Raw genomic sequence first — 12,454 nt, 5'->3', positions numbered from 1 at the left:
ACCGCGCTGGGCTGGACGTTGTATGGTATGGTAACAAACATGCCAAGCTTATTACATTACGATTCAAGTTCCTTTAAAAGCGAATTGTATTTTGTTTGCGCCAGTACCAGCGCTTCATAGTAGTATTTAACATTCGCTTTAAGGAAATTAACTCTGTTCCAAAACTCAATCCTTTTCTCACGCGGAATTGATTCGAATGTAAACTGATCCATATTGTAATGACATATAAAACTATTTCTAAAAGATTCAATTGCTAAGTAATACTTCTCATGGATTTCGCCTAACTTTTTATTCAGATGATCTAGTTCTTTCATCCTTCTAACAGCGTTTAAATCGTTTACCAATTTCATATCTCCTCCAAACACCATCGACTCGAAGCTCTTTGTAGTAGGATCGAATACATTGTAAGAAAAGTAAGTCCAATAGATATGACGATCTGCTTTTTCCAAATTCATTGAGCCCAAATGGTCAATTAGTATTTGTAAACTATCATGTTGCATTTTTAAAGAAGAAATCGCTTCTATCACCTGACTGCTATCATTGCGCACATCTTGAATTAGGTTGTCAAAAATGGCCTTTACGTATTTTTCATCTCTTTTCCGTTCGGCCCAATTGCTGGTAAGAAACGCGAGGAGAACGCCCAAGAACACCAAAACGAATTCTGTTAAAAGCTTAATTACATTATTTCTCATATATGATTTATTTAAAGGAAAAGCCCATCCTAAGAACAGTTTTCTGTTCTCGGGATGGGCTCCGTTTTAAATATAGTAAATGCAAATTCATCTGACAACATGGGTTTGAACAACGGCTTTGCTCTTTCCGTCTTAATAATTATCTTTCATCGATTCCTTGACCCACCTGATCCGCTCTGATCCATAGCCCACCTGGAATCATTAAAATATTTTCGGATAGCATATGGCGAGTAACAATAGTATTCATAAAAAATGGATTGAGAATTTCAACAAGTGCCCACTCGTTGATAAAGCATCCAGCACTTTTAAGAATAAGTTCGCACGGCAGTTGTTCTACGGAAGAACCGAAGAAGATTATCCAAAGCAGTATCCAGCAGGTTTCCAAACCTTCTACAATGGACATTATGAAATTGACCGATCAATTAGTATTGAAACTGCTCTTAGATATTTACACTTTATCGGTGTAAGACTACGAAAGGAAGCGGTTATATCGCACTTCGATTTAGCGCCAGGCGACTTCCATGTATTTATGCAAAAGTGTTTTTTCTTATTAAGAACGTTAGCGCATCATCGGGACAGCCTTAGCCTTAACAATCCTTTTTCCGAGAATATCGGAGACATATATTTTTTCATACGTATCGAGAATGGCCAAAAGCAATTGGCAATATTCGATTCAGAAGTGAGAGATATTTCCAAGCGAGACTTTAAAATTCCGGATGGATACGAAGACGATCCGGTCGTAAAGAAACTCTTTGATACAATAGAAAATTCCAGCAGGAGCTTTTTTATCTCCGGAAAGGCTGGAACTGGAAAATCTACATTTATTCATTTCTTTACACAGAAAACAAAGAAAGAGGTCATACTCACTGCGTTCACAGGAATTGCAGCGATGAATATAGGTGGAGTTACACTACACTCATTTTTTAAATTTCCTACGAGGGCTTTGTTGCCAGGAGATGAAGACATTAAGGTGTTTCTGGAAAATGACCCGAAGCGAAAAATTATTGAAGACCTCGATATCATAATCATCGATGAGGTCTCAATGCTTCGTGCAGATCTATTACAAGCGATAGATTATTCTCTCCGAAATAATGGAGGCGATCCTGAAAAGTTGTTTGGGGGGAAACAAATCATATTTGTTGGCGACATATTTCAACTCCCTCCAGTCACAAAGGATAGTGATGATGTCGACCGTTTTCTGTTTAATGAGTTATACAACAGTCCCTACTTTTTTGATTGCGACGCATATAAGCAACTCGATCCAATTTTTTTTGAATTCACCAAATCGCAGCGTCAGCGAGAAGATCTAGAATTTGTTGAGCTATTGGACAAAGTGAGGAATTGCGATGTAGACGACGGTATTCTAAGAAAGCTTAATGAGAGATATGATCCAAACTACATTCCAAAAAAGAACGACTATGTGATAACGCTGACAACAAACAATTCGATAGCGAATACCGAGAACGCGAAACGATTGGGAGAAATTTCATTAATGCTTTATACATTCAAAGGTGATGTTAAGGGTGACTTCGATGAAGAAAAGCTTTCCGTGAATGGTACTTTGTATCTAAAAAAGGGAGCCCAAGTAATCTTCATTAAAAATGACTTAAGCGGCGATCGAAGGTGGGTAAACGGAACAATTGGCAAAGTCGAATTTGTAGCGGATGATATAATTGAAGTTAAGCTTCCGGATGGAAGCGTCCATAGTATAGAGAAAGAAACTTGGGACTATAGAGGATACAAATACGACAGAGGCAAAGGGCGAATAACATCCGAAGCCAAAGGAACTTTTACACAATATCCCATCAAACTGGCTTGGGCTATAACCATACACAAAAGCCAAGGGCTAACATTTAGTAATGTGGTCATAGATTTAGGTTCTGGTGCGTTTATAAATGGTCAGTTGTACACTGCATTGAGTCGCTGCAAAAAATTGAGCGGAATAATATTGAAAAGGAAAATAAAAAAGGATGACATTATCCAAGATATCAGATTGATTGAATTTTATAAAACATGCCAAAACATTTTACACATATAGGAACTATATGCAATTACGCATATACGCTAACGATTATGTAATGTGCGAATGCCTTAGTCAGTCGATTTGCATTATGTAAAATGGAAATCAAGTTGATTCGCCTTAAGTCATTCTAAACGGCCAAAAAATATATGCCATTAAATTTAGACGATGATTTACTAAAATTTTTACTATTGGAAATCCCAATTCCGAAGCAAAGAGACGATGGTTTTATGGATATCGTAGAAGTTCAATATCATGAGAATACCATCACCATGATCTATGCATATTTTCTAAATCCCAAAAAAAATAAAGCGATTGCGGATTTATTTTTCTCTACACTCTTAGAAATAGTCCAAGCTAAATCATTCGATAAGAAATTTCAATTTGATAATTATCGTTGTTACACGGAATATTTTACAAACAAGGGGAACAGGATTGATTTGTTAATTAAAAGTGGCGATGATATATGCAGGGCTGAAGACTCTGCCATTATCGTTGAGAATAAAATATTTAGCGGCATACATAATGACTTGGAAGATTATTGGGATAGCATCAAATCAATACCAGAAAATAAAGTTGGAATTTTACTTACGGTCAGCCCGACTAACACACCAAAGGAATATGCTCATCTTGAATACCTCAACATTACACATGAAGAATGGATTAACGGAATCAAGTCCAGAGGACTCCCTCATGATCTAACGTCCAATGAATATGTCTATTTAACTGACTTTATTAAGAATATGGAAACAATAAAAAAAGGTAATACAATGAGTCCTGATGCAAAGTTTTTCTTCGAGTATACTTCGAAAGTTTTGAGGGCAAAAGACACTTATGATGCAGCTCGATCCCATGTAATTACTCAACTCCAAATTCTAAGCGAGAAACTACAAATGAAACTTCTGGGAAATAGTGTCTCATGGCGTCACATCTGGGATGAAAAGTCATGGGTTTATTATGTTTTCGGGATTGAAAACATACTAACAAATGAACCATCTATAAGAGTGATATTGGAAATATATAGTGAAGGATTGTCAAAAGAAGTAGATTTAAGAACCCTGTTAAACGAAAAAGGATTTTACTCCACGCTTGCTGATGACCACCAATCAAACAAGTCGTGGGCTCACTTAGCATTTAAAGATTACACTTTAAGTCTCCCGGAGCTAGAACATCTTGCTGAAACATTACATCAAAAAATTGTGGTAGACTTTTCTGATGCTTATGAAATGGTTCGCAAATATTTACATGGTAGCGATATAAGCAATACCGGGGCAAAGCCTTAAGAGCTGAGGCAACGTCTAGCGCCAGCGGTAAAAGTATGCAGGACGTTTGATTTTAGAAGAGAAGGGGAGTTATCCTGTAATTGCATAGTTTTAGATCAGACTTTGTGGAGTCGATTGAATTCTTATATAATATTTATAATTTCGGAACCAAGGAGCCCATCCTCGGTCATATAATGTGGCCAGGGATGGGCTTTGTCATTTTTAGATTAATACAACCATGAAAGGCAGATCTACTTTTACAAAAGCAGAAGCAGATGAGATTGTAAAACTTATCAAAAAGAAGCTTTCAGCTGGGACGGCCGAACAGAAGGGTATTAGGGCAAAAATCCGGGTTCTTGGTTTTTATGCATCTGATTTTGGTCTATCAGGTGGCTATACTGAAAGAGATTTTTTGCGCGTTGTCAAAATTATTGGTGGTAGCCAAAAAGCGCATAAAGTCGATGCTGTCGCACCCATAAATAAAGCCAAGTCAGGTTTATCCCAATCCAGCAACAAAGCTGATAGCAGCGACGAATGTTACATCATTGACCTATGCGATCAAGTGCTTAATCGGAAAGCTTCGCGACAACACCGTTTTGATTTCTTGCTTGGAGATGCAGGTACGAGACTACCGGTAGATGCATATTATTCTGATATTAAACTGGTTATCGAATACAAAGAACGGCAGCATACTGAGCCAGCAAAATTTTTCGATCGACGGGATACAGTGAGTGGTGTCGGAAGAGGTGAGCAGCGAAAACTCTATGACCAGCGCAGAAGAACTGTATTACCCATACAAGGCATTTCGCTTATAGAGTTTAATTATGACAAGTTCGATCATACTTCATCAAAACGGTTAAGGCGAAATCGTTCAAAGGATTCCGAAGTTTTGCGAACAGCGCTTTCAAAATTCATCTAATCCAACGTGCAGTCGCATATGACTTAAACTTTCTTTAAACTTGTGATTTTCCTTTGATTCCCTATGGCAATTAAGAAATCTGAACTTTACTCTCATATCTGGGCCGGCTGCGACGCACTCCGTGGCGGTATGGACCCTTCAACTTATAAGGACTATGTACTCACCCTGTTGTTCGTAAAATATGTTTCTGATAAATATGCTGGTAAGGCTGATGCGTTGATTGAGATACCGAAGGGTGGTGGATTCAAAGACATGGCCGAACTGAAAGGTAAAAAGGAGATTGGCGATGGCTTTAACAAAATCATTGGTAAGCTTGCCCATGCGAATGATCTCAAAGGTGTAATCGACGTGGCTGACTTCAATGATGAAGATAAGCTCGGAAAAGGTAAGGAGATGATCGACAAGCTTACCGACTTAATTTCAATCTTTGAAAATCCTGCGCTTGACTTTAGTAAGAACCGGGCAAGTGGTGATGATATTTTGGGCGATGCTTATGAATATCTCATGATGCATTTCGCAACAGAGAGCGGAAAAAGCAAAGGACAATTTTATACACCAGCCGAAGTAAGCCGTGTAATCGCTAAGGTTATTGGGATTAATAATGCAACAAAAAGAAGCCAGACAATTTATGACCCTACGTGTGGTTCGGGATCCCTCCTACTCAAGGCCGTGGATGAAGCGGAACATGCCGTGACAATCTATGGTCAGGAAAAAGATGTAGCGACTGCTGCCCTCGCGCGGATGAATATGATCTTACATAATCATCCTACTGCCGAAATAACGAAAGGACAAAGTACACTCTCTAATCCGTTGTTTGAGGATAAAGACGGTAATCTAAAGACCTTTGATTTCGTCGTAGCTAATCCTCCGTTTTCTTTGGTGAACTGGAGCAATGGTTTTAATCCTTCCGATGATCTGTACGATCGCTTCACTGGTTATGGCATTCCACCTGAGAAAAATGGTGACTACGCTTTTCTGCTTCACATTGTGCGTTCATTGAAAAGTACTGGTAAAGGGGCATGCATTCTCCCGCATGGGGTTTTGTTTAGAGGTGGTGCTGAAGGGCAGATCAGAAAAAATCTTATTGAAAAGAAATATATTAAAGGAATCATAGGGTTGCCGACAAACTTATTTTACGGCACTGGTATTCCTGCTTGTATTATTGTGGTTGACAAGGAAAACTCAGAGAAGCGCGAAGGCATTTTCATGATCGATGGCAGCAAAGGTTTTATGAAAGACGGTAACAAAAACCGTTTGCGCGAGCAGGACATCCATAAGATTGTGGATGTGTTTAACAAGCAACTTGAGATTCCGAAATACAGCAGGTTGGTTAAGTTCAAGGAGATCAGTGATGAGAAGAACTATTACAACCTGAATATTCCTAGGTACATTGACAGCCAGGAGCCAGAGGACATACAGGATATTGATGCACACCTAAATGGAGATATTCCAAATGCAGATATTGAAGCGCTGGAGAAATACTGGAAAGTGTATCCTACATTAAAGAATGACTTGTTCTCGAAGGGCAAGCGTGCACAGTACTTTATGCTCAAAGTTCCGGCTGATCAGATTAACACGACGATTTTCAACCACAAGGAATTTGTATCCTTCAGTAAGCTTATGGATGATGTGTTTGCAGATTGGAAAAAGAAGACTTCAAAACTCCTGAAAGACATCAAGCCAGGTGTAAAGCCCAAGCAGGTGATCTTTCAGATATCGGAGGATATTTTGAAAGCATATACTGACAAAGACTTGCTGGATAAGTACGATATCTATCAGCACCTGATGAACTATTGGAATGAGACCATGCAGGATGATGTTTACCTTATAGCAGTGGACGGATGGAAAGCAGAACCGTACAGAATTCTGGTAAAGAACAAACAGGGAAAAGATATAGACAAAGGCTGGACGTGCGACCTCGTTCCACCGCAGTTGGTTATTGACCGATTCTTTGCAAAAGAAAAACAAGCGATAGAAACATTCGAAACTTACCGTGAAGCTGCTGCGGCAGAAATTGAAGCTTTAGTGGAAGAACACTCGGGCGAAGAAGGATACTTTGCAACCATTGAAAAAGTGAACAAAGCTTCAGTGCAGAAGCGTATGAAGGAATTGGAAAAAGCTGAAGATAAAACAGAATACAAAATTGCTGCTGAGCCGAAAGTCAAATACAAAGCGAAAGCTGAAGCCGAAGTTGAAGAGCTGGAAACAGAACTCGATGTATTGAGAAAATATCTGGACTTAACGGAAACTGAATCCAAAGCTAAGATGAAGCTAAGTGAGACTACAGCTGATTTGGATATGAAAGTGATCGCTCGTTATAAGACACTTTCTGAAAATGAAATAAAAACCTTGGTCGTAGATGACAAATGGATGGCTGTTATTGAAAAGGATATTAAATCAGAAATGGAACGCGTAAGCCAGGCGCTAACACAGCGCATTAAGGAACTCGCAGAACGTTACGAAACTCCTTTACCTAAACTTTCTTATGAAGTTGGAGAAATGGAAGAAAAAGTAAAGATACATCTTAAGAAAATGGGATTTGTATGGGGTTAGAAAACGGTTTTAAGCAAACAGATGTCGGAAACATTCCAATTGACTGGCAAGTAAAAATCCTAGGTGAATGTTTGTTTAGAAATCCCAATTATGGCTTAAATGCTGCAGCAACATCTTTCAAAAATTCCTTACCTACATACTTACGTATTACAGATATATCAGAAGATGGCAAATTCCTAAAGTCTGACAAGGTTTCCGTTGATCACCCTTTATCCAAGTTCTATTATTTAGAGGAGGGTGATTTGGTATTTGCGCGAACTGGTGCTAGCGTAGGAAAAACATATTTGTATGACAAGAACGATGGAGAGTTAGTATTTGCGGGATTTCTAATTAGGGTTCAGGCTAATAAAAATATTTTGGATTCAAACTATTTGAAATTTTGGACACAAACGAATATCTATAGCAATTGGATTCGGGCCAATTCCATGAGGAGTGGCCAGCCAGGAATAAATGGAATGGAATATAAAATGTTACCCATTCCGGTCCCACCGACCAAAGCCGAACAAACGGCTATTGCCACTGCCTTATCCGATACAGATGCACTCATCACTAGTTTAGAAAAACTCATTGCCAAAAAACGCAACATCAAACAAGGCGCAATGCAGGAGTTGTTGAACGGCCGCGAAAGGCTGGCAGGATTTTCTGGTTTGTGGAAAGATCTTAGTCTAGGTGAAATAGGTGAATTTAGGAACGGCATCAATAAAGGTAAAGAGGATTTTGGTTTTGGTTTCCCGTTTGTAAATCTTATGGATGTTTTTGGAATACCAACTATAAATTCGAAGAGCAAATTAGGATTAGTGAATTCAAATCCAGTTGATCGAAGTACCTACAATTTAAAACGAGGAGATGTATTATTTATTAGGTCATCTGTTAAACCCACGGGAGTTGGTTTGACATCTTTGGTCGACGAAGATTTATCAGACACAGTGTATAGTGGATTTTTAATTCGATATAGGGACTTCGACGTTTTTGACCACCTGTTTAAAAAATATTGTTTCTACGAAGAAGGATTTCGGCAAAAAATAATGGATGCTAGCACGGTAAGCGCCAACACAAACATCAACCAAGAATCTCTTAAGAGAATACGCCTTTCTTTCCCTACCGAGAAGACTGAACAAAATGCCATCGCCATGATTCTTAACGACATGGATATGGAAATTACTAGCCTTGAGGCCAAGCTTGAAAAGTTTAAGAAACTAAAATTTGGCATGATGCAGAATCTGCTCACAGGCAAAATAAGATTGGTATGATCGTCAAGTCCGAACGCGATACCCAAAACAGGATAATCAATTTGTTTCAAAAACAATTGAAGTATCGGTATTTGGGAAACTGGTACGAGCGGGAAAACAATAGCAACATTGAAGAAGATATTTTAATCAGTTTTCTCAGAGATAAAAAGAAATACGATCCAACACTCATCAACAAAGCCATCTTTGATTTCAAAAAGGCTGCGAGCGATCAGAGCAACGATCTTTACAATGTAAATAAATCTGTTTATTCACTACTTCGCTATGGCATCAAAGTAAAAGGCGAAACGGGTGACCAAAAAGAAACCGTGTTTTTAATCGACTGGCATAATCCTTTGGAAAATGATTTTGCCATCGCCGAAGAGGTCACTGTAAAAGGCGAACGTATCAAACGCCCTGATCTTGTTCTCTATGTAAATGGTATTGCGTTATGCGTTATTGAATTAAAAAAAGGAAGTATACCGGTAAGCGAAGCCATCCGCCAAAACCTCGATAACCAGGAGAATCGTTTCATCAAAAGATTTTATAGCACGGTACAATTGGTGCTTGCGGGCAATGACACGCAAGGCATTCAATATGGTACTACCAAAACTTCAGAAAAATTCTTCCTGAAATGGAAAGAGGAAAATTATACCTACAAGCCTGAAGAAAACCTTTTAGATACACATTTACTTCAAATGTGTGAGAAGGAGCGTCTCATTGAAATGATTCACAACTTCATTCTCTTTGATGGGGGCATTAAGAAGTTGTGTCGTCCTAATCAATTTTTTGGTGTTAAGGAATCACAGAAGTTTATTCAAAGGAAAGAAGGCGGAATCATCTGGCATACACAAGGCAGCGGAAAAAGTCTTACCATGGTGTGGCTTGCGAAATGGATCAGGGAAAATGTACAGGATTCCCGTTTGTTAATTCTTACCGATCGCACAGAACTGGATGAGCAGATCGAAGGGGTATTTCTTGGTGTTGAGGAAAAAATTTATCGTACAAAAAGTGGAAGAGACTTGATAGAAAAACTCAATGCAACTCAGCCCTGGCTGCTGTGCTCTCTCATCCATAAGTTTGGTGGTTCGGACGATGACAGTTATGAATTCATCACAGAACTTAAAGTCCCGCAGGATTTTAAGCCAAAAGGAGATCTATTTGTCTTTATCGATGAATGTCACCGGTCGCAAAGTGGGGAACTTCATAAGGCGATGAAAAAGATTTTACCGGATGCGTTGTTTATTGGTTTCACTGGCACTCCCTTATTAAAATCAGATAAGAAAAAAAGTATTGAAATATTCGGCCGTTACATACATACCTACAAATTTGATGAGGCTGTAACCGATGGCGTAGTGCTTGATTTGTTATATGAGGCCCGTGATGTAGATCAACACGTGCTCGATCAAAAAGGTCTCGATGACTGGTTTGAAATGACAACCAAAGGCATGAACGATCTCCCGAAAGCTGAACTAAAACAGAAATGGGGTACTATGCAAAAGGTCTTGAGTACCAAGAGTCGCCTTGAAAAAATTGTTTTTGATATAATAAAAGATTTCAAAATTAAACCTCGGCTACGCACCGGAAATGGAAACGCCATGCTCGTCGCTAGGAGCATTTATGAAGCCTGCCGCTACTATGAGATCTTTCAGAATATGGGCTTTAAAAAATGTGCCATCATCACATCCTTTGAACCTAACGCCAACAGCACTAAAGGTGAAACCACCGGAGATGGCGATACGGAAAAGATAGAACAATACGAGATCTACCAAAAGATGCTGAATGGCAGGGATCGCGAAACGTTTGAAAAAGAAGCGAAGAAGAAATTCAAAGACGAACCTGCCAACATGCAATTGCTCATTGTGGTTGATAAACTTCTAACGGGTTTTGATGCACCTTCATGTACGTATCTCTATATCGATAAACAGATGCAGGACCATGGATTGTTTCAAGCGATCTGCCGCGTAAACCGAACGGAGAAAGAAGACAAAGAATTTGGTTACATCGTCGATTATAAAAATCTCTTTGATAGTCTAAATAAATCCATCAATGATTACACATCCGATGCCTTTGAAAATTTTGACAAGTCTGATATCGACGGACTGTTAAAAGACCGACTGACAATAGCGAAGGAACGATTGGACGATGCCCTTGAGACCATGCATCAGTTACTGGAGCCAGTTAGTTTTCCGAAACAGCTGGATCAGCACATCGCTTATTTCTGTGGCAATACCCAGGATCCGGATATCCTAAAATCAACCGAAGAAAAACGACTTGCCTTATACAAGGAAACAGTATCCTTAATTCGAGCCTATAACAATCTGGCCAGCGAAATGACTGAAGCAGGATATTCTGAGAGGGAAGCCGAGGAGATCAAAAAGACAGTCTGTGACTATACTGAATTAAGAAACTCGATCAAGATTGCCAGCAACGATTACATAGACCTCAAGAAATATGAACCTGAAATGCGTCAGATGCTTGACATGTATTTAAGCGCAGATCCCAGTCGCATGCTATCTAACTTCGATGATATGTCGCTGTTGCAATTGATCGTCGAGGAAGGCATCGGAGGAGCAATCGACAAGCTTCCAAAAGGTATCAAGGCCAGCAAATCTGCCATGGCAGAGACGATTGAAAATAACATGCGCAAAGCGATCATCCAGGAAATGCCTATCAATCCCGCGTATTATGAAAAGATGAGTGTGCTACTTGCTGAATTGATTAGACTCCGGAAAGAAGGTTCAATTGCGTACGAAGAACAGCTGAAGAAATACGAAGAACTTGCAAAGAAAATTAAACCTAAAGGTACGAGTATAGATTATCCTGATAAGATTAGTACCGAAGCCTTGCGTGCTCTTTACGACAACCTCGAAAAGGATGAAAAACTTTCAGTGTTGATGGATGCTGATATCCAATACACAAAAAAGGATAACTGGGTTGGTAACACCATCAAAGAAAGAGAAGTAAAAAATGTTGTCAGGAAATATGTTAAAGACCCCGAGAAAGTTGAAACGATTTTTGAAATCATAAAGAACCAGCGAGATTATAAGTAATGGGAAAGATGGAGATTGGCTCATTAAAAGTACAAGTCGTCAAGAAGGACATAAAAAATATTCATTTGGCAGTTTATCCGCCGAAGGGAAGCGTTCGTTTATCATCGCCAAGAAACGTAAATGATGAGACAATCAGGTTATATCTCGTTTCCAGAATTGGTTGGATCAGAAAACAACAGAGAAAATTCGAAAAGCAAGACCGAGAACCGCGTAGAGACTATGTTCCGCGTGAAAGCCACTATTTTCTTGGGCAGCGCTATTTACTTCGACTGGAAGAAAAAAATGCGCCGCCTTTAATTACATTAACTAATAAGTACCTCACATTGCAGGTCCGACCTGTCACCTCTGCCGAACAACGTGAAAAGATACTGAATGCCTGGTATCGTAAGCAGTTAAAACAATTAATCCCTCCCCTAATCGAAAAATGGGAAAGGATACTCGACGTTTCTGTTGAGGACTGGGGAATCAGACACATGAAGACCAAATGGGGTACATGTAAAATTGAAGCAAAGCGGATCCGGTTGAATCTTGAACTCGCCAAGAAACCGATTCAATGTTTGGAATTTATTATAGTGCATGAAATGGTTCATTTGCTCGAAAGAAAACATAATGAGATTTTCTTCGCGTACATGAATAGGTATTTGCCAAAGTGGAAGATGTATAGGCAAGAGTTAAATAGTTTGCCGATGGGTAAGGGTTTGACGTAGAATTAACGTTTCAATGAATGGT

General features: G+C 39.2%; 8 protein-coding genes. 7 read left to right on the top strand and 1 reads right to left on the bottom strand.

What is annotated here, in order from left to right:
* Positions 1 to 56: 56 nt before the first annotated feature.
* The gene (locus tag P2W71_RS18020; RefSeq protein WP_276372707.1) at positions 57 to 692 is read right to left on the bottom strand and encodes a DUF6090 family protein; all 636 of its coding nucleotides are present in this window, start codon (positions 690 to 692) and stop codon (positions 57 to 59) included.
* A 223-nt stretch (positions 693 to 915) separates the two neighbouring features.
* Between P2W71_RS18020 and P2W71_RS18015 the strand changes: the two genes are divergently transcribed.
* The 7 genes from P2W71_RS18015 to P2W71_RS17985 all read left to right on the top strand — a co-directional run bounded on the left by P2W71_RS18015 (position 916) and on the right by P2W71_RS17985 (position 12,432).
* Entirely contained in the window at positions 916 to 2,730 is a 1,815-nt protein-coding gene (locus P2W71_RS18015; RefSeq protein WP_276372706.1) for an ATP-dependent DNA helicase, read from the top strand.
* Positions 2,731 to 2,861: 131 nt separating this feature from the next.
* The gene (locus tag P2W71_RS18010; RefSeq protein WP_276372705.1) at positions 2,862 to 3,995 is read left to right on the top strand and encodes a PD-(D/E)XK nuclease family protein; all 1,134 of its coding nucleotides are present in this window, start codon (positions 2,862 to 2,864) and stop codon (positions 3,993 to 3,995) included.
* Positions 3,996 to 4,212: 217 nt separating this feature from the next.
* Entirely contained in the window at positions 4,213 to 4,893 is a 681-nt protein-coding gene (locus tag P2W71_RS18005; protein WP_276372704.1) for a hypothetical protein, read from the top strand.
* Positions 4,894 to 4,956: 63 nt separating this feature from the next.
* Positions 4,957 to 7,446, top strand: coding sequence for a type I restriction-modification system subunit M (locus P2W71_RS18000; protein WP_276372703.1), 2,490 nt, complete (start codon positions 4,957 to 4,959; stop codon positions 7,444 to 7,446).
* Entirely contained in the window at positions 7,437 to 8,696 is a 1,260-nt protein-coding gene (locus tag P2W71_RS17995; RefSeq protein WP_276372702.1) for a restriction endonuclease subunit S, read from the top strand. The genes P2W71_RS18000 and P2W71_RS17995 overlap by 10 nt, the downstream gene beginning before the upstream one ends.
* Entirely contained in the window at positions 8,693 to 11,725 is a 3,033-nt protein-coding gene (locus tag P2W71_RS17990; RefSeq protein WP_276372701.1) for an HsdR family type I site-specific deoxyribonuclease, read from the top strand. Before P2W71_RS17995 ends, P2W71_RS17990 begins: the two co-directional genes overlap by 4 nt.
* Positions 11,725 to 12,432 (top strand): SprT family zinc-dependent metalloprotease, encoded by a 708-nt coding sequence (locus P2W71_RS17985; protein ID WP_276372700.1) that lies wholly within the window; start codon positions 11,725 to 11,727, stop codon positions 12,430 to 12,432. The genes P2W71_RS17990 and P2W71_RS17985 overlap by 1 nt, the downstream gene beginning before the upstream one ends.
* Positions 12,433 to 12,454 lie beyond the last annotated feature (22 nt).

The organism is Chryseolinea sp. H1M3-3 (genome assembly GCF_029360725.1).
In the GTDB taxonomy this organism is placed as follows: Bacteria; Bacteroidota; Bacteroidia; order Cytophagales; family Cyclobacteriaceae; genus Chryseolinea.
Note: the sequence above shows the minus strand (reverse complement) of the source record. Positions and strands in the feature narration are given on the sequence as shown.